Source organism: Halobacterium sp. NMX12-1, assembly GCF_040435975.1.
In the GTDB taxonomy this organism is placed as follows: Archaea; Halobacteriota; Halobacteria; order Halobacteriales; family Halobacteriaceae; genus Halobacterium; species Halobacterium hubeiense.
Genome location: NZ_CP159204.1, coordinates 1,519,123 through 1,541,709 on the forward strand (window position 1 = coordinate 1,519,123; position 22,587 = coordinate 1,541,709).

A 22,587-nucleotide genomic window follows, 5' to 3' on the forward strand; every position below is an offset into this window, starting at 1 on the left:
CAAAGAAAGTAAACGTCGGCCGTCACTGAGAGCGACGGCGGATAGGACTTAGTTGCGGACGAGGTTCGTCGCGCGCGGGCCCTTCGGGGAGGACTCGATGTCGAACTCGACTTCCTGACCCTCTTCGAGGTCCGGACCGCCGACGTCCTCCATGTGGAAGAACACGTCCTCGTCGTCGTCCACGTCGTCGCTGTCAGTCGAAATGAAACCGTAGCCGCCAGTGTCGTTGAAGAAGTCAACCTTGCCTTCTGCCATTACAAACAACTGTAGGGCCGCTCGCGGGATAACCCTTCCGAGAGTTGAGTTACCACGACCCCCGGTGGACGTTCGTCGCCGGCGTCGCCGTGAGCGGCGCCACTCGACCACTGTTAAGGGCGTCCGACAGCGAGCTACCGGCATGTCAGCGTTCGAGGCGCGCACCCGCGAGTGCCAGCAGCGGCTCCGGGAGCGCGGCGCCGCCGGCGTCGTCCTGTTCCCGAGCCCGAACCTCTACTACCTCGGCGGCTTCCGCGAGGAGCCCGGCGAGCGCCACCTCTTCCTGTTCGTGCCCGCGGAGGGCGACCCGGCGTTCGTCGCGCCCGAGCTGTACGGCGACCAGCTCCGCGAGGCGACGTGGGTCGAGGACGTCCGGTTGTGGGGGGACGCCGAGGACCCCACCGAACTGGTCGCCGAAGCGGCGAACGACCTCGGGATGACCGACGGAGAACTGCTCGTGGACTCGACGATGTGGGCGCGGTTCACGCAGGACCTCCGCGCGACGCTCCCGGACGCGACGTGGGGGCTCGCCGACGAGGTGCTCGGGCCGCTGCGCGTGCGGAAGGACGACGCCGAACTGGACGCGCTCGGGAGCGCGGCGGACGCCGCTGACGCCGCGATGGCGGACGTCCGCGACCTCGGCGCGGACGCGATTGGAATGACCGAGCGCGAACTCGCGGGCTTCGTCGAGGACCGCCTCGCCGCGCACGGCGGTGACGGCACCGCCTTCGAGACCATCGTCGGGAGCGGGCCGAACGGCGCGAAACCCCACCACCACCGCTCCGAGCGCGAGGTCGAGCGCGGCGACCCCGTGGTGTTGGACTTCGGGACGCGCGTGGACGGCTACCCCAGCGACCAGACGCGCACGGTCGTCTTCGACGGCGACCCGCCCACAGAGTTCGAGCGCGTCCACGATGTCGTCCGCGAGGCCCAGCAGGCCGCGGTCGAAGCGGTCGAGCCGGGCGTGCCCGCGGAGGCCGTGGACGCCGCCGCGCGCGAGGTCATCGCGGACGCCGGCTACGGCGAGGCGTTCGTCCACCGCACGGGCCACGGCGTCGGCCTCGACGTCCACGAGGAGCCGTACATCGTCGAAGGCAACGACCGCGCGCTGGAACCGGGGATGGTGTTCTCGATAGAGCCCGGCGTCTACCTCGGCGGCGAGTTCGGCGTGCGAATCGAGGACCTCGTGGTCGTCACCGCGGACGGCTGTCAGCGGCTCAACGACACGTCTCGGGGCTGGCGCGCGTAGCGCCGGGGCCGCGAGCCCGTATTTCGTTCCGAAATAGTTGCGCTTTTGTCCGGGCCACGCCGACCACGAGGTAGTCGTGGTCCCGAACCCGTTCAGTCGGCTCCTCCGCGAAATCGGGCTGGCGCTGGCGCGGCTCGGCCTCATCTCCGAGGAGCGCGCGCGCCGGACGTCGGAGCTGGCGTGGCCCCGCATCGTCACCGGCGTCGCGCGCATGTCCAAGAGCGCCGCGGACGTCGCGATGGTCGGCGTCGTCCTCGGGGGGACGGCCATCGCGGGCGTCGGGTACGCCGGCCCGTTCTGGGGCGCCGCGTTCAGCCTCGGCGGCGGGCTCGCGGCCGGGACCATCGCGCTGGTCTCCCAGCGGTTCAGCGCCGAAGCCTACGACGAACTCGGGCAGGCGATTCGGTCGAGCACGCTGCTGGTGTTCGCGACGACGCTCCCGGTCGCCGCGCTGTTCTACCTCTTCCCCGTCGAGCTCATCGACCTGCTGACCGACGACCCCGCGGCGGTCGCGTACGGCGCCGACTACCTCCGCGTGCTCGCGTTCGGCGTGCCGTTCGCGGGGCTCAACCTCGTCGGCAGCCGCGCGCTCATCGGCGCCGACGACGCGTGGACCGCGATGGTGTTGCGCGCGGGCGGCGCGGTCGTCAACGTCGGCCTGAACGCCGTGTTCATCTTCGCGCTCGGCTGGGGCGTCGAGGGCGCGGCGCTGGGGACCGTCGTCAGCAACGTCGTCATCGTCGCGGCGTTCGTCGTCGGCATCACGCGCGGCCGCCTGCCGCTGGTCGGCGCGTTCCCCGTCACCGTCTCGCCGTTCGGCGGCTACTGGGACCGCGAGACGTGCCGCGATGTCGTCACCATCGGCCTCCCCGTGGTCGGCCGCAACTCCGTCTGGACGGGCGCGCGCTTCCCCCTGCTGGCGTTCGTCGGCCTGATTAGCTCCGAGGCGGTCGCGGCGTACGTCGTCACGCGCCGCATCTGGGGCATCATGAACGCGCCCGGCTGGGGGTTCGGCCTCGCGGCGTCCAGCCTCGTCGGGCAGGAACTCGGGAAGGGCGACGAGTCTACCGCGGAGGCGTACGGCCGCGAAATCGTCGTGTTCTCGGTCGCCACGTACGCGCTGTTCGCCGCGCTCGTCGCGGTCTTCGCGCGGGACATCGTCGTGTTGTTCGTCGAGGACCCTACCTCCGCGAGTGTCCCCATCGCGGTCGGGATGGTGTACGCGGCCGCGCTCGCCATCATCCCGCAGGGCGTCACGGCGGCCGTCGCGGGCGCGCTCGACGCCACGGGGGACACGCGCTGGCCGTTCTACAGCCGCGTCTTCGGGATGTTCGGGCTGGCGATTCCGCTCGTCTACCTCGGCGCCACCACGTCGCTGGGCATCTTCGGGGTCTACCTCGCGTTCTTCGCGGAGACGGTCGCGCCCGCGGTCATCAACTACTACCGCTTCGCGACCGGGAAGTGGAAGGCCATCAGCCGCGGCTACCGGCCCGAGGCGGCCGCCGACGACTGACCGGGCGGACTTCTGGGTGCGCTCGACCGGGCGGCCGGCGCCCAGCGAAAGAAATACAAACTAGATTGTTCTAACTCAACTTAGTCTGATGACAGCGACAGAGACCGTCCACGACCGCGTCGACTTCGCGACCGAGAGCCTCACGCCCGCCCAGATGGCCGCCGGGCTGGCGTTCGTCGCGCTCGCGGGCTTCACGCTCCTGTTCGCGCAGGACCCGATGGTCCACGACGCGATGCACAACTTCCGCCACGCGGCCGGCGTCACCTGCCACTAGCGATGCTGTACGACTACCTGAAGCGCGGGACGAAAGCCGGCGCCGTCGGCGGCCTCGCGTACGGGCTGTTCGTGGCGTTCGTCGGGAACGGCCTCGTCGGGTTCGCCGAGACCTTCGAGGGCGGCCACTCTCACGCGCCCGCCGTTCCCGCGGCCGCGACGCAAGCCGTCAGCGTCGCCGCCGGCGTCGCCTTCGGCGTCCTGCTCGGCGCGGTCGCGTTCGGGGTCGCGTACTACTTCCTCGAACCCGCCATCCCCGGCGCCGCCGACACGAAGCGCTACGTCCTCGCCGCCGCCGGCTTCCTCACCGTCTCGGGCGCGCCGTGGGTCCTGTTCCCGCCGCAGCCGCCGGGCGTCTCCCAGTCGCTGCCCACGGACGCGCGACTGCTGTGGTACGGCGCCATGATGGTCACCGGCGCCGTCGCGTCGGCCGCCGCCGTCTACGCGTACCGCCGCGCGAGCCGCGCGCTCCCGACGCCCGCCGCCGCAGTTCTCGCGCTCGCGCCGCTCGCGCTCGTCCCCGCCGTGGCGCTGCTCGCGCCCGCGAACACGGTCACGAGTCCGGTTCCCGACGCGTTCGCCGGCGCGTTCCGCGCCGTCACCGCCGTCGGCCAGCTCGGCCTCTGGGTCGTCACGGCGAGCGCGCACGTCTGGCTCGGGCGCCGCGCCGACGACGCCTCGCACGCCGACCGCGAGGAAGCGCCCGACGCACAGCCGCTCGGCGCGCGATGAACGAGCGCACCTCGGAGGTGCTCGCGGAGGGGTTCACCGACCTCGTGGTCGTCTGCACGAACGACCGCGACGCCGACTACGCCTGCTGTGGCGGCGTCGGCGGCGACGAGGTCGCGGCGGCCGTCCGCGAGTGGCTCCGCGAGCGGGACGCCTTCTGGACGCACGTCTACGTCGTCGAGACGTCCTGCCTCGGCCTCTGCAGCAGCGACGGCGCCGCGCTCGCGGTCCAGCCGCGCAACGAGTGGTACTCCGGCGTCGACGCCGACGAGGTGCCGGCGCTGCTGGAATCGGTGTTCGGCGCGGACGCCACCGACCTCGGCGCGCCCGCCTGAGAAGAGCCGTGGGGGGGAGTCGAACCCCCGACCGGTCGATTACAAATCGACTGCTCTGGCCACTGAGCTACCACGGCGCGCGTCGCCACTTCGACGTACAGGCAACGACGAAATAACCCCTTTGATACCCGCCGGGCTCGCCGGTCGGGACCGCCCGCGGGGGGCGCGAAGAGTACGGCATTTACGCCACCGCCACCTTCTCCGGGTATGGTCGCGCCGCTCGCCGTCGACATCGACGGCACGCTCAGTCGCCCGGACCGCTCCATCGACAGCCGCGTGCTGGACGTGCTCCGGGAGTGGGACGCGCCGGTCGTCGTCGCCACCGGGAAGGCGCTGCCGTACCCGGTCGCGCTCTGCCAGTTCGTCGGCGTCGAGGAGCGCGTCATCGCGGAGAACGGCGGCGTCGCGCACGTGAACGACGAGCTGTTCTACTTCGGCGACAGGGACGCCGCCGCAGCCGTCCGCGAGGGGTTCGCGGACGCGGGCTTCGACCTCGGCTGGGGCGAGTCGGATCTGGTGAACCGCTGGCGGGAGACCGAACTCGCGGTGAGCCGCGAGCGCCCGCTGGACGTGCTGACGGACCTCGCCGACGAGCACGGCCTGAGCGTCGTGGACACGGGGTTCGCGTACCACGTGAAGGCCACCGAGCCGAGCAAGGGCGCGGCGCTGGAGGTCGTCGCGGCGGAACTCGGCTACGAGCCCGCGGACTTCGCGGCGGTCGGGGACTCCGCGAACGACGTGGAGCTGTTCGGCGTTGCCGGCGAGTCGTACGCCGTGGCGAACGCCGACGACGCCGCCCGCGGCGCCGCCGACGTGGTGCTCGACGAGTCGTACGCCGACGGCTTCCTCGAAGCCGCGCGCCGCGTCCGCGGCGAGTAGCGAATCGGGGAACCGTTTAGTGGCGCCGGACGAACGCCCGGACATGGACTTGGCCGCGCGGCTCGCGGACGCCCCCTCGCCGACGATGACGATGCTGCCCGACGGGAGCGTCGACCGGCGGTTCGGCGTGCTGAACCGGGGCCACGCGCCGGAGAGCCGCGAGGCGTTCGTCCGGCAGCTGTCGGGCGGCCAGCGCTCGTTCGTCACCGAGCACCGCGGCGTCGAACCCGGCGGGCAGGCCGTCAACGCCGCGATACAGGGCCACGAACTCGGCGCGGACGTCGCCCTCTACGGCCACCTCGACCACGAGGTGTTCGGCGTGCTCGACGCGGACGCGCACTCGATGGGTGCGCCCGCGTCCGTGAACGTCTACGAGTTCGAGGACGCAGCGATGATGCTCACCACCGAATCCACGGACATCCGCACGTGGACGTACGACGACCTCGTCGCGGCGGACGGCGAGGCGGCGCTGGACGCCGACGCAGTGGTGTGGACGAACTGGTCGTCGCTGGCGAACTCCACGGACGCGCTCCGTCGCGCGGCCGACCGGCCGGGAGAGGGCGGCGTGCTCGTCCTCGACCCGGGCGGCGTCGCGGTGCGAACGCCCGCGGAGCGCGAGCGGTTCGTGGACGCGCTGGGCGCGCTCGCCGGCCGCTACAGCGTCGTCGTCAGCGCGAACGACGAGGAACTCGATTCGCTGGCGTCGGCGGTCGGCATCGAGGGCGGCGTCACCGAGCAGGCCGAGAGACTCCGCGAACTCGCGGGCGTCACGGGGGTCGTGATGCACGGCGACGAGCGCGCGGTCGCCGCCACGCGCGAGGACGTCGTCGCCGCGCCGAACTTCGAGACGGCGGACGTCTCCCGGTTCACGGGCGCCGGCGACCGCTTCTCGGCGGCGCTTGGGTTCGCGCGAGCCTGCGAGTGGGACTGGGGGCCGTCGCTCCGGTTGGCGAACGCGTGCGCGTCCTTCTACGTCGGCACCGGGCTGACCGGCGACCGCGCCGCCATCGCGGAGTACGCCACGGAGGCCGCGACGCTCTCTGGCGGGAGCCACAACGATTAACGGCGAGTGTCCCGATAGAATTGCTGATGAGCAGTGACGCGAGGCGCTCCGGCGGCGCGCCCGCCACGGGTGGCCGCCGCGAGGGGACGACGCTCGTTCTCGGCGACGCGAACCACGACGCCGCCTGTCGCCGGCTCGCCGGAGACAGCCCCGACTCCGCGTACCGCATCCGCGCGACCACCGACGCCGCCGGCGGGCGCTGCTGTGCGGACGTCGCGGACCTGTACGACACGGGCGTCTACGAGGGCCTCGCGCTCTCGGAGGCGGGCGTCGTGGTGTCGGACACGATTGCGAACCTCGACGCGGCGGCCGGCCGGCTCGTCGTCTGCGTGGACGGCCTGCCGCGCCCGACCGACGAGTCCGGCCGCCGACAGCTCCTCCAGTTCCTCCACGCCGTCACGCACCGCGTCGCGGACGCGGACGGCCGCTGTCACGTCCACCTCGCCGCCGACGCCGACGACGACCTCGCGGCGGTCGTCGAACCGCTGTTCGAGACGGTCGTGGACGCCAGCGACTAGTCGTCGGCCGCGAGGTCGTCGGCGCGGTCGTCCTCGAACTCCGCGCTCTCGGGGACGTCGCTGGTGTCGTGGACGCCGACCGGCGGGAGGTTCACGTCCGCGGCCGGCGACGCCGAGAGGTCCGTGTCGGCGTCGATGTCCTCCATCTCACCGTCGGCGTCGCGGGCGTCCTGGTCGATGCGCATCGAGCAGAACTCCGCGCCGCACATCGAGCAGAAGCGCGCGTCCTCGTAATTGTCCCCGGGCAGCGTCTGGTCGTGGTAGTCGCGGGCGCGCTCGGGGTCGAGCGCGAGGTCGAACTGCCGGTTCCAGTCGAAGTCGTAGCGCGCCTCCGAGAGCGCGTCGTCCCAGTCCCGGGCGCCCGGGAGGCCCGCCGCGACGTCGCCGGCGTGCGCGGCGATGCGGTAGGCGGCCATCCCGTCGCGCACGTCCTCGGCGTCCGGGAGGCCGAGGTGTTCTTTCGGTGTGACGTAACACAGCATCGCGGCGCCCGAACGAGCCGCCTCTGTGGCGCCGATGGCGCTGGTGATGTGGTCGTAGCCGGGCGCCACGTCGGTCACGAGCGGCCCGAGGACGTAGAACGGCGCGCCGTCGCAGACCTCCTGCTGGCGCTCGACGTTCTCCCGAATCTCGTCCATCGGGACGTGGCCCGGACCCTCGACCATCACCTGGACGCCGTGGTCCCACGCCGTCCTCGTGAGTTCCCCGAGGGTGTCCAGCTCCGCGAACTGGGCGTCGTCGCCGGCGTCCGCCAGCGACCCCGGCCGGAGGCCGTCGCCCAGCGAGAACGTCACGTCGTGCTCGCGGAATATCTCGCAAATTTCCTCGAAGTGCGTGAACAGGGGGTTCTGTGCGCCGTTCTCCTCCATCCACTGCGCGAGAATCGACCCGCCGCGGGAGACGATGCCGGTGGTGCGGCCGTCCGTCAGCGGGAGGTGCTCGGCGAGCACGCCCGCGTGGACGGTCATGTAGTCGACGCCCTGCTCGGCCTGCTTCTCGATGACGTCGAGCAGGAGGTCGGGCGTGATGTCGGCCACGTCGTCGACGCGCGTGACGGCCTCGTAGATGGGGACCGTCCCCACCGGGACCGGGGAGTGCTCGATCTGCATCTCCCGGATTTCGTCGAGGTTCGCGCCCGTCGAGAGGTCCATCACGGTGTCCGCGCCGTAGTGGACCGCCGTGTGGAGCTTCTGCAGTTCCTCCTCGCGGCTGCTGGTGGTCTCGCTGTTCCCGATGTTGGCGTTGACCTTCGTCGCGAACTCCCGGCCGATTATCATCGGGTCGAGGGCGTCGTGGGCGTGGTTGTTCGGGACGACGGCCTGCCCGTCGGCGACCTGCTGGCGGACGAACTCTGGGTCGCGGTTCTCGCGCTCGGCGACTCGTTCCATGGCGGGCGTGACCGTCCCGTCGCGGGCGTGTTCGAGCTGCGTCGGCATGAATAACTAGGTTGTAAAACTAGGTAATAAAACGTGGTGGTGGCCCGGGCCGAGACGCGCGAGCGCGGGAGAAAGCGGGTCCTCAGGCGTGCGGTTCGAACACTTCCTCGTGGAGCCGGTCGGCGACCGTATCGAGCAGCGTCTGGAGGTTCTGGGTGTCGTAGCGGTTGTACTCCACGAGCCGGTCGAGGGCGGCCTCGTCGCCGTCCTCGTAGCGGTGCCAGAGCCGCACGGCCTCGCGGCCGTCGACGTCCATCCCGCCGCGGTCGATGCCGAGGTCCTGCTCGACCTGCTTGAGCCCGCCCGTCAGGTCGAGGCGGCGACAGAGGTACATCAAGTCGAGGTGCGGGGCATCGAGTTCCACGTCGTAGTTGTGCTCGACGAACGGCTGGTCGAAGCGCTTCCCGTTGAACGACACCACGAGCGAGGCGTCAAGCAGTTCCGCGAGGTTCTCGCTGGTGAGGTCGTCGCCGCGCACGAGCGTCTCCGTGCTGTTGCCGCGGTGGACGCTCACCGTCGTCACGTCACTGGAGCGCTTGTCGAGACCGGTGGTCTCGATGTCGAAGTACGCCACGTCGTCGGCGACGTTCTCGTAGAGCCGCCAGAGCGCGTTGTTCGGGAACGCCTCCGCGAAAAAGTGGGTGTCGCCGGCGTCCAGCGCCGCGCGGGCGTCGTCGATAAACGCGTGGACGTTCTCGGCGGTCGCCTCGCCGACGCCGGGGGCGCTGGCGTCGAAGTCGTCCCAGTGCGTGACGCCGTGCTCCCAGAGCCGCCGCTCCGTCGTCTCACCGACGCCGGGCGCGGGGATGAACGAGTTCTCGACGCGCATACTACTCGGTGGACGCCTGCGGTACAAAGGCGTCGCGGTCCCGCGGTCGCGCCTATCAGTCGAGGGCTTCCCGCACGAACGTCTTGACGCCGCGTCGGAGGCGCTCGCTGGCCGCCTGCGGGGAGACGTCGAGGTCGTCGGCGACGTCGGACAGCGACGCCTGCCGGGGGACGTCGTAGTAGCCCAGTTCGGCCGCGGTCACGAGGGCTTCGCGCTGTTTCGCGGAGAGGCCGTACTCGTCGCCGAGCGCGCTCTCGGTGTCGCTGTAGACGCCGCGCAGCGTGGCGTCGACGCCGCGGGCCTCCACGCGCGGCCGGAACTCCGAGAGGCTCTCCCGGTCGGGGAAGCGGAGTCGCGCGTCCACGCCGTCCGCCGAGGAGGTGACGTCGAGGCGCGAGGCCTCCATGCGGTCGTCCACCGGGTACAGCGAGACGGGCGTCTGCTCGCTGACCGCGACGCGGTAGAGCCGGTGGTCGCCGGCGTCCTCGACGAGCGTGTACTCCGCGACCGTCTCGTCGCGACCGAGGGCGGCCTCGAACTCGTCGAGGTCGCCGTCCGATGCCCACACGAACAACACGGGCTCGTCGGGGTCGGCGGCGACGGCCTGTTCGACGTCGAGACGGACGTCGCTCTCCTCCAGCGACGACATCAGCGGCAGTCCCGGGTGACGGAACGTGAATTCGGCGATGACCCCCACGTCCTCACCGAGAACCCGCTCACGGATATATCAAACGGCTGTTATTATTCGAGATAATTAGCGCGGCAGAGTGGACGGACGTTGCAGAAACGGGCCACGGCCAGCCCGCGTGACTACGAACGTCGAATCGTGGGACTGCGACGGCCCTGAACCTCATCCCTTCCCAGTAATGGATTCAAGTACGGGTGGCGAGCACGACCTCTCTGGTCGCTGTCTCGTCGCCGCCCGTTCGGCGGAAGGCTTCAGTTCGTGCGCCCCCTAGGTCGCGGCGTGCGTCGCATCGCCCTCGCCGTCGCCGCCGGCGTCCTCGCGCAGGCCGCGCTCCTCGCTGTCGTCTCCGGGATGCCGCACCACCACCCGAGCACCGCGACCCTCGCGTTCCGCGTGGTCACGGTCGGCGGCGTCGGCGGCTTCGTCGCCGCGACCGTCGCCGGGCGCGCGCCGTTCCGCACGGCCACCGCGACCGGCAGCCTCGCCGGCGCCGGCGTCGGCGCGTCGTTCTGGTGGCTGTTGTTCTACGGCGACACCACCGGCGTCTTCCACCACCTGCACTACGCGCTCGCGACGACGACCGCGCTCGTCGACCCGCTCGTCGCCGCACCCCGGGTCCTCGCTGCGAGCGTCGCGCTCGCCGTCGCCGTCGCGTTCGCCGCCGGCGGGCTCGTCGGCGGCTACGCGGCGGACCGCCGCCCGTAGTCACGCCGTCGCCGCGCGCGACGCCATCAGTCCGCCCAGCCACGTGCCCACGAGCCCGACGACCGTCCCCGCCGGCTCGCCGGCGACCGCGCGCACGCCGGTCGAAACGAGCAGGTAGCACGCGCCGACCGCGCCGCAGGCCGCCAGCGCCCACGCGACGCCCGCGAGCCGGCTGTCGAGGCGCTCGGTCCACGAGTCCGCGTAGACGTTCGGGACCGCGACGCCGGTGAGAATCACGAGCGCGAACGCGTCCCGCTCGCCCGGCACGTGCGAGAACAAAAGCGAGACGGCGGCGAGCGCGACGGCGACCGACGCGGCCGTCACCGCGAACTCGACGCTGCCGAGCCACGACCGGAACCGCGCGAGCGCGTTCATACCGTCCAGTTTCGCGCCGGCGGCTTCAACGTAGCGGCGAGTCGCGCGGCGAGCGGTGAGACCGCAACGCGTTAGGGGCGGAGGCGTCGTACGTGGTGACGGTATGACGCTACTGTCCGCCGACGCGGTCGTCTGCGACGCCGAGCGGGTCATCGAGGACGGCGCGGTCGTCGTCGCCGGCGACCGCATCGAAGCCGTCGGCGACCGCGGGGACCTCGCGGACGCGTACCCGGACCACGAGCGCGTCGAGTGCGACGTGCTCGCGCCCGGGCTCGTCGGCGCGCACGTCCACTCCGTGCAGAGTCTCGGCCGCGGCATCGCCGACGACGAGGAGCTACTGGACTGGCTGTTCGACCACGTCCTCCCGATGGAGGCGTCGATGGGCGCCGACGAGATGCGCGCGGCCGCAGACCTCGCGTACCTCGAACTCGTCGAGTCGGGGACGACGACGGCCATCGACCACCTCTCGGTCGCGCACGCGGAGGAGGCGTTCGACGCCGCGGCGGACGCCGGCGTCCGCGCGCTGATGGGGAAGGTCCTGATGGACAAGGACTCCCCGGACGGCCTGCTCGAAGACACGGACGCCGCGCTCGCGGAGACAGAGGACCTCATCCGGCGCTACGACGGCACCGACGACGGCCGCATCCGGTACGCCGTCACGCCCAGATTCGCCGTCTCCTGCACCGAAGCGTGTCTGCGCGGCTGTCGCAGTCTCGCCGACGAGTACGGCGTGCGCATCCACACGCACGCCAGCGAGAACCGCGGCGAAATCGAGACCGTCGAGGACGAGACCGGGATGCGCAACGTCCACTGGCTCGACGAGGTCGGGCTGACGGGCGAGGACGTGGTGCTGGCCCACTGCGTGTGGACCGACGAGACCGAGCGCGAGGTGCTCGCCGAGACCGGGACGCACGTCACGCACTGCCCGTCCTCGAACATGAAACTCGCGTCCGGCGTCGCGCCCGTCCGGGACTACCTCGACCGCGGCATCAACGTCGCGCTCGGCAACGACGGCCCGCCGTGCAACAACACGCTGGATGCGTTCACGGAGATGCGGCAGGCCAGCCTCCTCGGGAAGGTCGAGGAGCTGGACCCGACCGCGATTCCCGCGCGCACTGTCTTCGAGATGGCCACGCGGAACGGCGCGGCGGCCGCGGGCTTCGACGACGTGGGGAAGCTCCGCGAGGGATGGAAGGCAGACGTCGTCGGGCTCACGACTGACAACGCGCGCTCGACGCCGATTCACGACCCCTACTCCCACCTCGCGTTCGCGGCGCACGGCGACGACGTGACGCTCACGGTGGTCGACGGCGAGATTCTGTACCGGGACGGCGAGCACGTCCGCATGGACGACGCGGGCATCCGGGAGCGCGCCCGCGAGTTCGCCGAGGCGTACTGACTACTCGCCGGGCTTGGGGTCGATGTGGTGGGCGGCGTCCGGGGAGACGAGCCGCCCGGAGGGGAGTTCGACCCAGCCGTTCGGCAGGACTCGCGCGGGACCCTCGTGGAGCACGACGTCGCCGTCCCGGTCGCCGTAGACGACCGCGTCGTCGTACTCGCGCAGCGAGTCGTCGGGGAACTCGTCCCAGAGCGACGTGGTGGAGACGACCATGCGCGAGGCGTCGGCCGCGTCCCACAAAAGCTACCGCCCACAGTTCTATTTGGTAGCCACCCGCACACTGGGTATGGGCTACGCCGAGGAGATGTGCGACATCGTCGTCTCGCACGCCGGACAGAAGGTGCGCTTTTTCGTCCGCATCGACCCCGACACCCGCGAGCAGGACGTCCTCCACGAGCGCGAGGACTTGGAGTGGACCGAGGCGGACGCCGACGCCGCCGACGACGAACTCCAGGAACTCGTCGCGAAGACCGCCTACGAGGCGCAGATGGGTGCCGAAAACGTCACCCAGCTCGTGAAGGTCGCCGACGACATGGTGCTGTTCACGGGGTTCATCGAGGACGAGGTGGTCGTCGTCTCCTTCGAGCGCGGGATTCTCGGCGCCCTGCCGGCGATGGTCGGGGAGTTCCGCGAGTACATGCTCGACCACGACGTGGAGTTCACGGCGCTGGCGGCGCCCGAGCAATCCGCGGACGGCTGACGGGGCACCACGCTTTTCGGGCCGGCGACCGCACCCCTAGACGTCGATGACCGACAGCGAGCCTGTTCAGTGTCCGATTTGCGGCTGGACCGGGCATGCGACTGACCTCGACGAGACGCCCTCGGGGTCGGCGTGCCCGACCTGCGGTGAGCCCGTCAGCGCGCCGTCGGCCTGACGGCCAGCCGCGACCTTCTCTCGTTTTTCGCGTCGCTCGGCGTGGACTGCGGCGTCGCCGCGTCGACCTCGAACCAGAGTGACACGAGCGCGGAGCGGCGATAACAACGTTTTCAAGCGCACCGGTCGGAGGTGAGCGTATGGACCGCGGTCTGGCGCCTTGGGTTGTCGGGTTGCTCGTCGTGGCGTCGGTCGCCGCGCCAGCGGCGGGAGCCGGTGCGCCGACCGGCCCGTTCGGCGTCGCACAGGAGGAGTTCGACCCGGACGACGTGACGCTGTCGGCGGCGATCGACGAGGACGGGAGCGCCGCGTGGTCGTTCAAGTACCGGATGGAGCTGACCACGGACAACGAGACGGCCGCCTTCAAGGAGCTACGGGACGACATCGACGCGAACCGCTCGGCGTACGTCGACCGGTTCCGCACGCGCATCGCATCGACGGTGACGTCCGCGGAGAACGCCACCGGCCGGAATATGAGCGTCGCGAACGTCTCCGTGCGGGCGTTCCAGCAGAGGAGCGCGGAGTTCGCCGACTCCTACGGCTTCGTCGAGTACACCTTCGAGTGGGATGGCTTCGCCGCGACCGACGGCGAGCGCGTCGTCGCCGGGGACGCGCTGGAGGGGTTCTACCTGAACAACGAGACCTCGATGCAGTTCTCGTGGCCGGACGGCTACGCGGCGACGGACGTCGACCCGGTCGCCGACGAGGAGACGGCGACGTCCGTGCGGTGGACCGGGCCGGCGGACTTCGGCACCGGCCAGCCGCGCCTCGTCCTCGAACCGGCGCCGACGACGACCGAGCCGAGCGAGCCGACAGAGACGACGACCGCGGCGGCGTCGAGCGGCGAGAGCGGTGTCGTGCTGCCGGCGCTCGTAGGCGCGGTCGTGGCAGTGCTCGTCGTCGGCGCGGCGGGCTGGCTCTACCTGCGCCGCGAGGACGACGGCGCGGGTGGAGCCGCGGAGCCAACCGACGCCGGCGGCGGTGGCGGCGGCGCCGGTGACGAAGCGACCGGCGTCGAGGAGTCCGCCGGGGAGGCGGCCGCGACCGCGGGCGCGGCGTCGGAGACCGAGCCCCCAGAGGAGCTGTTGAGCAACGAGGAGCGCGTCGAGCGGTTCCTCCGCGAGCAGGGCGGGCGCGCGAAACAGCAGGACGTCGTGGAGGCGATGGGCTGGACGGAGGCCAAGACCAGCCAAGTCGTCAAGGAGATGCGCGAGAACGACGACCTCGAGTCGTTCCGCATCGGCCGCGAGAACGTCCTGAAGCTCCCGGACGCCGACGTGAGCGAGGAGTAGCGACCGGACGGCAGCGACGCTTTCTGGGCCAGTTTTCGCCGCTGCGGGCGAACCAGTTCCACGGTGGCCGCAATGCGGCACCTCCTTATGCAATGCGCAAATACTGCCGAGACATGACAGAGAGCGGCCCACTCGACAACATGCTCGCGCAGATGGAGCAGGCGCGGGAGTACGTGGACATCGACGACGGCATCTTCGAGCGGCTGAAGTACCCCGAGCGGACGCTGTCGGTGAGTCTCCCCGTGGAGATGGACGACGGCTCCGTGGAGGTGTTCGAGGCCTACCGCTGCCAGTTCGACGGCGCGCGCGGGCCGTTCAAGGGCGGCATCCGCTACCACCCGACCGTCTCCGAGGAGGAGGTCTCCGCGCTGGCGGGCTGGATGACGTGGAAGACCGCGCTCGTGGACCTGCCGTTCGGCGGCGCGAAGGGCGGCATCATCTGCGAGCCCAAGGACCTCTCCCAGTCCGAAATCGAGCAGCTCACCCGCCGCTACACGGAGGGCATCCGCCGCATCATCGGCCCGGACACGGACATCCCGGCGCCGGACGTGAACACGAACCCGCGCACGATGGCGTGGATCATGGACACGTACTCCGTCTACCAGGGGTACGCCGTCCCCGAGGTCGTCACGGGGAAGCCCCCCGAGGTCGGCGGGACCGCGGGCCGCGTGGAGGCGACCGGCCGCGGCGTCACCATCGTCACCGAGGAGACCTTCGAGTACCTCGGCACGGACGTCGAAGACGCCGACGTCGCCATCCAGGGGTTCGGGAACGTCGGCAGCGTCACGGCGCGCCTGCTCGACGAGCGCGGCGCGAACGTCGTCGCCGTCTCCGACGTGACGGGCGCGCTCTACGACCCCGACGGCCTCGCCATCGACGACGTGGGCGCGTACGTCGCGAGCAACGACGGCCGCCTCGAAGGCTACCCGGAGGCCGACCGCATCTCCAACGACGACCTCCTGACGCTGGACGTGGACGCGCTGATTCCGGCGGCCATCGAGGACGTCATCACGGTCGACGTCGCCGAGCGCCTCGAAGCGGACGTCGTCGTGGAGGCCGCGAACGGGCCGACGACGTTCGACGCCGCAAACGTCCTCACAGAACGCGACGTCCCCGTCGTGCCGGACATCCTCGCCAACGCGGGCGGCGTCATCGTTTCCTACCTGGAGTGGGTGCAGAACAGCCAGCAGTACTCGTGGGAGCTCGAGGAGGTCAACCGTGACCTCGAAGCCCGGCTGACGACCGCCTTCGACGAGATGCTCGCCGCCTACGAGCAGAAGTCGATTCCGGACCTGCGGACCGCCGCGTACACCATCGCGCTCGAACGCACCGCCGACGCCCACGAGTACCGCGGGCTGTTCCCGTGAGGGCTCAGCCGCGGCGCGTAAACTGCGCGAGCAGGAACGCGACGAGCACGAGCGCGCCGAACCCGCCGACGGCGAACCACAGCCCCGCGACCTGCGGCGTGTCCACCAGCTCGGGCGTGAACAGCCAGACGACGGTGCCGATGCCCGCGAACACCAGCGCGTACACGTACGCTCGCACGAGGTCGTAGGCGACGCTCACGCGGTCCATACCCGTCAACTACTGTTGGGAAACTTAGGGTTTCGGATGCGGGTCACGCTTTAGCCGCGGGCAGGCCAACCCGGAGTCGTGAGTGCCAGCGACGCCGGGTCGTTCTACGACCGCCGGGCGCGAGCGGACGACTGCTTCTGCCGGGTCCTCCCGGGATTCGCGCGGCTGTTTGCCGGGGAACGCGCGCCGTGAAACCGGGCGGCGTCGCGGCGACGGCGCGAAAACTCGAAGCACTTTAACGCCAGCGCGGTGACGAGCGTAGTATGACCGACGTAGACGTGGCCATCGTGGGCGGCGGGCCGGCGGGCTCGGCTGCCGCGCGGGCGGCCGCCGAGCGGGGCGCGAACGCCGTCGTCTACGAGAAGGGCGTGCCGCGGGACGACCGCGACCGAATCGGCCCGGACTCGACGGATGCCGCCGGCTTCCTGGACTACTGGCTGGAGGTCGCGGACCTCGACTTCGCGGACATCCCCGAGGACGTCGTCGAGCAGGAGCTCGCGGACGCCGAGTTCATCGGCCCCGACGAGGAGGTCGTCGTGGACCGCACGGGCATCGACGCCGACTACGACGAGTTCGGGTTCACGTTCCACCGCGCGAAGTTCGACGACTGGCTGCGCGAGCGCGCCGAGGACGCGGGCGCCGACTACGTCGCCGGCACGAGCGTCAAGGCCGTGGACACGGACCTCTCCGGGGGCCACGAGCACACGCTGACGCTCGGCGACGGCGAGGAAGTCACCGCAGAGTACCTCGTGCTCGCCGACGGCCCGCAGCGACAGGTCACGATGCGCGTGCTCGACCCGCTGCTCCCCGACGGCAAGCGCGCCAGCGAGGTGCTCAGCCCGCCGTCGGCGAACCACATCGCCTACCAGGAGTACCGCCGGTTCCCCGAGGAGCTGTTCGACGAGGACACGCTGAAGTTCTGGTGGGGCTGGATGCCCGGCGAGACCGCCTACCCGTGGGTGTTCCCGAACCGGGACGGCGTCGCGCGCGTCGGCCTCACGATGCCCATCGGCCTGGACATCGACGACTTCGACGCCAGCGAGTGGCGCCTGCTCCGCGAGGACGACGACCGCATCCCCTCCGGCGACGAGTACCTCCGGCGGCTCCTCGAGGAGCTGTACGGCGACGAGTACGACGTCGAGGCGGACTTCCCGCTCGTGGACGGCCACGGGAAGTCCAACAGTACGGAGACGTACGCCATCTCCTCGACGCGCCCCATCGAGTCCCCGACCGAGGCCGGCATCGCGGTCGTCGGCGGCGCGATGGGCGCGACGTCGTCGTTCCACGAGGGCGGCGACCACGTCGCCCACCGCACTGGGAAGCTCGCCGGCAAGCTCGCCGCCGAAGGAAACCTCGGGGAGTACAACGCGGCGTGGCACGACGCCATCGGCGACGAGATTCGGCGGAACGTCGCGATGGCGGACGTCGTCGCGGAGTTCGGTCCGGCCGACTGGGACAAGACCATCCGCATCACCCGGCAGATGCTCGAATCCAGCGACAGCGGGACGATTATCTCGAAGTCGAACGCGCGCTCGGCGGCGGGCGGCCTCCGCCTGTACACGAAGTACAAGCGCGCGAAGTTCCGCTACCGGAAGCGCAAGTACGCCCAGATTCGGGAGTCGGACTACTCGCTGTAGCTCGCCGCGACCGCAACTGGTTCCCCGGGGGAAGCCGAACTCCGGGTATGCTCTCGGAAGGCGAACCCGCGCCCGACTTCGAGTTGCCGAACCAGGACGGCGACACCGTGTCGCTGTCGGACTACGGCGGCCAGTACGTCGTCGTCTACTTCTACCCGCGCGCCGACACCCCGGGCTGCACCACCGAGGCGTGTAGCTTCCGGGACAACTGGGACGAGTACAGCGACCGCGGCGTCCCCGTGTTCGGGGTCAGCGACGACCCCGTCGAGGACCTCAAGGACTTCGCGGAGAAGTACGACCTCCCGTTCGACCTGCTCAGCGACGAGGACGGCTCCGTCTCGACGGCCTACGACTCCTACGGCGAGAAGAACGTCTTCGGCAACGAGGTCGAGGGCGTCTTCCGGAACACGTACGTCGTCGGGCCGGACGGCGACGTCGTCGCGGCGTTCGAGGGCGTGGACCCCGACGAGCACGCCGCGGAAGTGCTCGAAGTCATCGACTAACCCCAGTCGCCGCCGACGCGCTCGACGCCCTGCATCTGCGCGCCGGCGTGCTCGGTGAACACGACCTTGAGGTTCTGTTCGGGGACGTCGAAGCGCTCGGCGGCCTCGGCCATCACCGCGGTCGCGAACTCGCGTTTCGTCGCCTCGTCGCGGCCCGCGCGCACGTCCGCCGAGCAGAACACCTTCGGGCCGTCGATCGCGCGGCCCAGTGAGAGGTGGCAGTCGTCGCGCACGACGACCGCGACGTACGACCGGTCGGCGTCCATCGTCTCGACGTACAGGTCGGTGACGGCGTCGGCGAACGCGTCGGCCTCCGCCTCCGAGACCGGGAAGTCGGCGTCGAACTGGAGCAGTGGCACGGTCCCTCCGACGGGCGCCACCCCCGAGTTCCTGTCGGTGCGCGGCGGGCGACTGCCACAAAGCACTTCGGCCGCGCGCAGTTCGCTTCCGAACGCACGATGACTACTACAACCCGCTTTACTGCCCTTCTCGTCGCGCTCGCAGTCGTCGCTAGCGCGACCGTCGGCGTCGCCGCTGCGGCGTCCGACGGGTCGATTTCCGCCGACCCGGCGTTCCCCAGCGGCACGTCGACACACACCGTCACCGCGACCGCCGGCAACGACACCGCCGGTTCGTGGAACGGCTTCGCCGTCGACTACTCGAACTCCGGGGTCGACGCCAGCAACGTCAGTCAGGACGACGTCGTGACGATTGGCATCGACCGCGGCGACGACGCCGCCGGCGACGCGGTAGACGTGAACGTCTCCGACGACCTCGACAGCGTCAGTGCGTCCAACGAGGGCCACCTGTTGACGCTCGGCCTCGGCGGCAGCTACGACCTCGACGCCGGCGACGAAGTGGTCGTCGTCTACGAGGACGCCTACCACCCGATGGTGCAGGGGAGCTGGGAGACGCCACTGGACGTCAATCCGCAGTCCAGCGGCGGCGAGACGACCGCGACGCTGACCATCGAGTCCGCCAGCACCAGCGACGACACGCCGACCACCGAGGGCGACGAGCAGACGTCCGAGTCTACGACTGACGACGCGACGACCGACGGAACGACGGCCGGCACGACCGACGACGGTAGCACGGGCGGGACCTCGCCCGGCTTCGGGCCCGCCGTCGCCGCCGTCGCGATTGCTGGGGCCGCGCTGCTGGCGTCCCGCGACTAACCCACTCTACGTTTTCACGCTGACCGAGACGCCCTCGCCGAGCGGCACGAACGCCGTCTCGAAGCCGGGGTCGTCGCGGACGTGTGCGACGTACTCGGCGATAGCCTCGGTGTGGTCGTCCACGGGCTCCGCGCCGTCGAGCGCGGCCGTGACGTTCTCCGGTTCGACCGGCCCCGCCATCACGTTGTCCGCGACGACCACGCCGCCGTCGGCGAGCTTCTCGCGGGCGTCCTCGAACGCCTCGACGTACAGCGGCTTGTCGTGGTCCAACAGTACCACGTCGAAGGGGCCGTCGTAGTTCTCGAACGTCGCCATCGCGTCGCCGGCCTCGTAGTGGGGGGTGGCGCCGTCCTGCCGGTTGAGGAACTCGCGGGCGGTCGCGAGGTTCGACTCGTCGTAGTCCGTGAGCACGATCTCGCCGTCCGCGGGGAGCGCGGTGCGGAACCACGCCGCCGAGTAGCCGAAGCCCGAGCCGAACTCGAAGACGCGCTCGGCGTCCGCGAGCGTCGCCGCCACGCGGAAGAACTGGCCGACGTCCGGCCCGACGATGGGGAACTCCTGCTCGCGGCCGTATTCGGTCATCTCTTCGAGCAGTTCGGGCGGTTCGGGGTTCGAGGCGTCGAGGAGGGCGTCGATGGTGTCGCTCAACACGCGGTTCATGGGTGCGCCGTCGGGGGCGGCGCCCATAGCCGTACCGGAGTCAGCGGTTCCGGCTGACGGGGAACTTCACGCGCTCGGGGTGCTCGTTGAACGCTTCGAGGACGCGCTCGTAGAGGTCGTTGCGGACGCGCTGGGCGCGCTTCGGGCTGACGAGGTAGCGCACGCGGAGTTCCACCCACGACTCGCCCTGCTTGACGTTCACGCTCGGGCGGTCCTGCACCTCCAGTTCGACGGGCGTCTCCGCGAGCTGGCGGCGGAAGCGCTCGACCTCGCGGGCCATCGTCTCGCCGAGGTACTCTTCGGTGGTCTCCTGGAGCAGGGTCTGCGCGAACTCCAAGTCCGTCTCGTAGGCGACCTGCACGGGGAGCTCGTTCCAGACGTACGGGAACTCCTCGCGGCTGAAGTTCACGACGTGGCTGGTCAGCACGACGCTGTTGGGGACCGTGATGTGGCGCCCGGAGGGCTGATTGGTGGTGACGAGTTCGCCGTTGACCTCCCACAGCGTCGTCACGAGGTAGTCGACGTCGATGACGTCGCCCTTCGAGTCGTCGATGCGCACGCGGTCCCCCACCTGATACGGCTGCTTGGTCATCACGTACACCCAGCCGAGCAGGCTCAACAGGGGCTGCTGGAGCGCCAGCGAGACGGCGACACCCGCGACCCCGAGGGAGACGAGCGCGGGCACCCAGCGGTCCGTGGCGACGCCCAGCACCGCGATGGCGGCGACGACGAGGAACGCCAGCCGGAGCACGGACTGCGCGCGGTGGCGGCGGCGCTTGTCCATCGTCGCGGACAGCGCCAGCGACACCGCGACGTGGTAGCCGGCGCCGACGGCGAACGCGGTGCCGAACACGGCGAACGCGCGAGCGACGACGACCGCGAGGGGGTAGCCGCCGACCGTCGCCGCGCCGACGAGTTCGGGCGTCGCCGCCGACAGCACGCCACACGCCAGCGCCGCGAGAACGAGAGCTGTCGCGCGTCGAGTCACGCCGGACGGACGGCCCGCCCGCTCAAAGAACTACCGTCCACTACTCGTCGGTCCACTTGATCGAGCAGCCCCGCGAGGGCCGCCACTCCTTCTCGACGGGGTCGCCCGCGAGGATGCTGTCGATGGCGTCGCGGACGTCGCCGCCGGGACGCGTCGGCTCGTCGTCGGGGTTCAGCGCGTCGTCGAGGCGGCCGTTGTAGACGACCTCGAAGCCGTCGCCGGTGTTCCGCAGGAGGAACGGGTCCGGCGTGCAGACCGCGCCGTACGCGCGAGCGACCTCCTGCGATTCGTCGCGGAGGTAGGCGTCGTACTGGATGGTTCCGTCCTCGACGAGTTCCTGCATGCGCTCGAAGGAGTCGTCGGGGTACTCCTCGGCGTCGTTGGGGTTGACCCCGACGACCGCGGCGTCGTCGTAGTCCGCCGCGACGTCGTTGAGCACGTCGAACTTCGCCTTCGCGTACGGACAGTGGTTGCACGTGAACACCAACAGCACCGCCTCGTAGTCGGCGAAGTCGTCGAGGCCGTACGTCTCGCCGTCCGTTCCCTTCAACTGGAAGTCGGGCGCGGGGTCGCCGGCGTCCAGTTCCGTCTCGGATTCCATCTCGACCATACCCGAGAGCACGGCCGCGAACGGCAAAGTAGCCGGGGTTGCGGCACCCTCACGCGGGCACGTAGCCGTCCGGCGTTCTCTCGACGGCGCCCTCGCGGGCGAGGTGGTCGAGGTGGGCGTACGCCTCGCCGGGGCCGTGGAGGACGTGGATGCCCGACAGCGAGCCGAACAGCTCCGCGCTGACCTCCCACGCCGTCGCAGGCGCGAGGTCCGTGACGGCCCGCTCGACGCGCGCGGTGCGCTCCTCGTGGTGGGCGGCGATGTCGCGGGCGCGCTCGCTCGGCGCGAAAATCGGGCCGCGGTGGCCGGGCCACGCGCGGTCCAGATTCAGGGACTGCACGCGCTCCAGGCTGTCGAGGTACCGGGCGAGCGGGCGCTCGACGCGGACGTCCGCGCCGCCGACGTTCGGCGTGTACTTCGGGAGAATCGCGTCCCCGACGAACGCCTCGCGGCGGCCCTCGCGCTCGACGGCGTACGCGACGAGGCCGGCGGCGTGCCCGGGGAGGTGGACGACTTCGGCCTCGAACGGGCCGAGCGCGACGGTGTCGCCGTCCGTGAGTTCCGTCACGTCCGCGGGCTCGCCGGCGAGGTCGCTGTGCTCGTCGTTGAACGCCAACAGCCCCTCGCGCTCGTCGTCCGGGAGGCCCCAGTCGTGGAGCGCGGCTTCCTGCGCGTCCCGGAGGTCCTCGCGGGCGCTCCCGCGCTGGGCGACGAGGTCCGCGTCGGCCTCGTGGACGAAGACAGCAGCGTCGCTCTCGTTCTGGACGGCGCCCGCGAGGCCGGCGTGGTCGTGGTGCCAGTGCGTGAGCAGTACGCGGTCCACGTCCGCGAACGCGACGCCGCGGGCGTCGAGGGCGGCCCGCAGTTCGGCTTCCACGTCGGGCGTTGCGACGCCCGTGTCCACGAGCGTCGTCGGCGCGGCCGCGTCGCCGTCCCCGAGGAGGTAGACGCTGTTGCGCCCCTCGAAGGCGGCGTTCGACAACTGGATGTGGTGCACGCTCCCGGCTACGCGACTGCCGGACAAAGA

The 22,587-nt window shown here is 70.8% G+C and carries 29 protein-coding genes and 1 tRNA gene; 17 read left to right on the forward strand and 13 right to left on the reverse strand.

Annotated elements, in window-relative coordinates; genetic code table 11:
• Positions 1-48: 48 nt before the first annotated feature.
• Positions 49-255: a cold shock domain-containing protein gene (locus ABSL23_RS09600; RefSeq protein WP_058982123.1), complete on the reverse strand. Its 207-nt coding sequence runs from the start codon at positions 253-255 to the stop codon at positions 49-51.
• A 142-nt stretch (positions 256-397) separates the two neighbouring features.
• Between ABSL23_RS09600 and ABSL23_RS09605 the strand changes: the two genes are divergently transcribed.
• The 5 genes from ABSL23_RS09605 (at position 398) to ABSL23_RS09625 (ending at position 4,354) form a co-directional block, all read left to right on the forward strand.
• Positions 398-1,504, forward strand: coding sequence for a Xaa-Pro peptidase family protein (locus tag ABSL23_RS09605; RefSeq protein ID WP_353633561.1), 1,107 nt, complete (start codon positions 398-400; stop codon positions 1,502-1,504).
• Between the two features lie 211 nt (positions 1,505-1,715).
• On the forward strand, positions 1,716-3,017 hold the full coding sequence (locus tag ABSL23_RS09610) for an MATE family efflux transporter (RefSeq protein WP_353635371.1): 1,302 nt from the start codon (positions 1,716-1,718) through the stop codon (positions 3,015-3,017).
• Positions 3,018-3,105: 88 nt separating this feature from the next.
• Positions 3,106-3,291 carry a CbtB domain-containing protein gene (locus tag ABSL23_RS09615; protein ID WP_353633562.1) on the forward strand — a complete coding sequence of 62 codons (186 nt, stop codon included), beginning with the start codon at positions 3,106-3,108 and terminating at the stop codon, positions 3,289-3,291.
• Between the two features lie 2 nt (positions 3,292-3,293).
• Complete coding sequence (locus ABSL23_RS09620) at positions 3,294-4,022, forward strand: CbtA family protein (RefSeq protein WP_353633563.1); 729 nt, start codon at positions 3,294-3,296, stop codon at positions 4,020-4,022.
• A complete protein-coding gene (locus ABSL23_RS09625; RefSeq protein WP_353633564.1) occupies positions 4,019-4,354 on the forward strand; it encodes a (2Fe-2S) ferredoxin domain-containing protein in 336 nt (111 codons plus the stop codon). Before ABSL23_RS09620 ends, ABSL23_RS09625 begins: the two co-directional genes overlap by 4 nt.
• Positions 4,355-4,358: 4 nt before the next feature.
• On the opposite strand, the gene ABSL23_RS09630 is transcribed toward ABSL23_RS09625, so the two are convergent.
• Positions 4,359-4,431, reverse strand: a tRNA-Thr gene (locus ABSL23_RS09630).
• Between the two features lie 130 nt (positions 4,432-4,561).
• Between ABSL23_RS09630 and ABSL23_RS09635 the strand changes: the two genes are divergently transcribed.
• The 3 genes from ABSL23_RS09635 to ABSL23_RS09645 are packed head-to-tail and all read left to right on the forward strand — an operon-like array spanning position 4,562 to position 6,814.
• On the forward strand, positions 4,562-5,233 hold the full coding sequence (locus ABSL23_RS09635; protein ID WP_353633565.1) for a phosphoglycolate phosphatase: 672 nt from the start codon (positions 4,562-4,564) through the stop codon (positions 5,231-5,233).
• A 43-nt stretch (positions 5,234-5,276) separates the two neighbouring features.
• Positions 5,277-6,296, forward strand: coding sequence for a carbohydrate kinase family protein (locus ABSL23_RS09640; RefSeq protein ID WP_353633566.1), 1,020 nt, complete (start codon positions 5,277-5,279; stop codon positions 6,294-6,296).
• Between the two features lie 26 nt (positions 6,297-6,322).
• Positions 6,323-6,814 (forward strand): hypothetical protein, encoded by a 492-nt coding sequence (locus tag ABSL23_RS09645; RefSeq protein ID WP_353633567.1) that lies wholly within the window; start codon positions 6,323-6,325, stop codon positions 6,812-6,814.
• Here the strand turns inward: ABSL23_RS09645 and thiC are convergent.
• From thiC to ABSL23_RS09660, 3 genes are all read right to left on the reverse strand, one after another.
• A complete protein-coding gene (gene thiC / locus ABSL23_RS09650; protein WP_353635372.1) occupies positions 6,811-8,202 on the reverse strand; it encodes a phosphomethylpyrimidine synthase ThiC in 1,392 nt (463 codons plus the stop codon). The two genes, ABSL23_RS09645 and thiC, sit on opposite strands and share 4 nt — an antisense overlap.
• 130 nt (positions 8,203-8,332) lie before the next feature.
• Positions 8,333-9,079 (reverse strand): ribonuclease H-like domain-containing protein, encoded by a 747-nt coding sequence (locus tag ABSL23_RS09655; RefSeq protein ID WP_353633568.1) that lies wholly within the window; start codon positions 9,077-9,079, stop codon positions 8,333-8,335.
• 55 nt (positions 9,080-9,134) lie between these two features.
• The gene (locus tag ABSL23_RS09660; RefSeq protein ID WP_089649754.1) at positions 9,135-9,776 is read right to left on the reverse strand and encodes a helix-turn-helix domain-containing protein; all 642 of its coding nucleotides are present in this window, start codon (positions 9,774-9,776) and stop codon (positions 9,135-9,137) included.
• A 270-nt stretch (positions 9,777-10,046) separates the two neighbouring features.
• Between ABSL23_RS09660 and ABSL23_RS09665 the strand changes: the two genes are divergently transcribed.
• The gene (locus ABSL23_RS09665; protein ID WP_353633569.1) at positions 10,047-10,472 is read left to right on the forward strand and encodes a hypothetical protein; all 426 of its coding nucleotides are present in this window, start codon (positions 10,047-10,049) and stop codon (positions 10,470-10,472) included.
• Here the strand turns inward: ABSL23_RS09665 and ABSL23_RS09670 are convergent, their stop codons facing one another.
• Positions 10,473-10,847 carry a hypothetical protein gene (locus ABSL23_RS09670; RefSeq protein WP_353633570.1) on the reverse strand — a complete coding sequence of 125 codons (375 nt, stop codon included), beginning with the start codon at positions 10,845-10,847 and terminating at the stop codon, positions 10,473-10,475.
• Positions 10,848-10,950: 103 nt separating this feature from the next.
• Here ABSL23_RS09670 and ABSL23_RS09675 point away from each other — a divergent pair, with 103 nt between their 5' ends.
• Positions 10,951-12,246 (forward strand): 5'-deoxyadenosine deaminase, encoded by a 1,296-nt coding sequence (locus ABSL23_RS09675; RefSeq protein WP_353633571.1) that lies wholly within the window; start codon positions 10,951-10,953, stop codon positions 12,244-12,246.
• Here ABSL23_RS09675 and ABSL23_RS09680 read toward each other — a convergent pair whose 3' ends face one another.
• Positions 12,247-12,459: a hypothetical protein gene (locus ABSL23_RS09680; protein WP_353633572.1), complete on the reverse strand. Its 213-nt coding sequence runs from the start codon at positions 12,457-12,459 to the stop codon at positions 12,247-12,249.
• A gap of 73 nt (positions 12,460-12,532) precedes the next feature.
• On the opposite strand from ABSL23_RS09680, the gene ABSL23_RS09685 reads away from it, so the two are divergent.
• From ABSL23_RS09685 to ABSL23_RS09700, 4 genes are all read left to right on the forward strand, one after another.
• Positions 12,533-12,946, forward strand: a complete 414-nt coding sequence (locus ABSL23_RS09685) for a hypothetical protein (RefSeq protein ID WP_353633573.1) — start codon at positions 12,533-12,535, stop codon at positions 12,944-12,946.
• A 46-nt stretch (positions 12,947-12,992) separates the two neighbouring features.
• On the forward strand, positions 12,993-13,121 hold the full coding sequence (locus ABSL23_RS09690) for a hypothetical protein (RefSeq protein ID WP_353633574.1): 129 nt from the start codon (positions 12,993-12,995) through the stop codon (positions 13,119-13,121).
• 139 nt (positions 13,122-13,260) lie between these two features.
• Entirely contained in the window at positions 13,261-14,412 is a 1,152-nt protein-coding gene (locus ABSL23_RS09695) for a hypothetical protein (RefSeq protein WP_353633575.1), read from the forward strand.
• Between the two features lie 113 nt (positions 14,413-14,525).
• Positions 14,526-15,779, forward strand: a complete 1,254-nt coding sequence (locus tag ABSL23_RS09700; protein WP_353633576.1) for a Glu/Leu/Phe/Val dehydrogenase — start codon at positions 14,526-14,528, stop codon at positions 15,777-15,779.
• 4 nt (positions 15,780-15,783) lie between these two features.
• On the opposite strand, the gene ABSL23_RS09705 is transcribed toward ABSL23_RS09700, so the two are convergent.
• The gene (locus ABSL23_RS09705; protein ID WP_353633577.1) at positions 15,784-15,987 is read right to left on the reverse strand and encodes a hypothetical protein; all 204 of its coding nucleotides are present in this window, start codon (positions 15,985-15,987) and stop codon (positions 15,784-15,786) included.
• A 263-nt stretch (positions 15,988-16,250) separates the two neighbouring features.
• Between ABSL23_RS09705 and ABSL23_RS09710 the strand changes: the two genes are divergently transcribed.
• Positions 16,251-17,624: an NAD(P)/FAD-dependent oxidoreductase gene (locus ABSL23_RS09710; RefSeq protein ID WP_353633578.1), complete on the forward strand. Its 1,374-nt coding sequence runs from the start codon at positions 16,251-16,253 to the stop codon at positions 17,622-17,624.
• 47 nt (positions 17,625-17,671) lie between these two features.
• On the forward strand, positions 17,672-18,127 hold the full coding sequence (gene bcp, locus ABSL23_RS09715) for a thioredoxin-dependent thiol peroxidase (RefSeq protein ID WP_353633579.1): 456 nt from the start codon (positions 17,672-17,674) through the stop codon (positions 18,125-18,127).
• On the opposite strand, the gene ABSL23_RS09720 is transcribed toward bcp, so the two are convergent.
• The gene (locus ABSL23_RS09720) at positions 18,124-18,486 is read right to left on the reverse strand and encodes a tautomerase (RefSeq protein ID WP_353633580.1); all 363 of its coding nucleotides are present in this window, start codon (positions 18,484-18,486) and stop codon (positions 18,124-18,126) included. The genes bcp and ABSL23_RS09720 overlap by 4 nt on opposite strands.
• A 99-nt stretch (positions 18,487-18,585) precedes the next feature.
• Between ABSL23_RS09720 and ABSL23_RS09725 the strand changes: the two genes are divergently transcribed.
• Positions 18,586-19,302, forward strand: a complete 717-nt coding sequence (locus ABSL23_RS09725) for a hypothetical protein (protein WP_353633581.1) — start codon at positions 18,586-18,588, stop codon at positions 19,300-19,302.
• 6 nt (positions 19,303-19,308) lie between these two features.
• Here ABSL23_RS09725 and ABSL23_RS09730 read toward each other — a convergent pair whose 3' ends face one another.
• From ABSL23_RS09730 to ABSL23_RS09745, 4 genes are all read right to left on the reverse strand, one after another.
• Positions 19,309-19,962, reverse strand: coding sequence for an O-methyltransferase (locus ABSL23_RS09730; RefSeq protein WP_353633582.1), 654 nt, complete (start codon positions 19,960-19,962; stop codon positions 19,309-19,311).
• Positions 19,963-20,002: 40 nt separating this feature from the next.
• Positions 20,003-20,914, reverse strand: coding sequence for a mechanosensitive ion channel family protein (locus ABSL23_RS09735; RefSeq protein WP_353635373.1), 912 nt, complete (start codon positions 20,912-20,914; stop codon positions 20,003-20,005).
• A 76-nt stretch (positions 20,915-20,990) separates the two neighbouring features.
• Positions 20,991-21,560, reverse strand: a complete 570-nt coding sequence (locus ABSL23_RS09740) for a thioredoxin family protein (protein ID WP_353633583.1) — start codon at positions 21,558-21,560, stop codon at positions 20,991-20,993.
• 49 nt (positions 21,561-21,609) lie between these two features.
• On the reverse strand, positions 21,610-22,557 hold the full coding sequence (locus ABSL23_RS09745) for an MBL fold metallo-hydrolase (protein ID WP_353633584.1): 948 nt from the start codon (positions 22,555-22,557) through the stop codon (positions 21,610-21,612).
• Positions 22,558-22,587 lie beyond the last annotated feature (30 nt).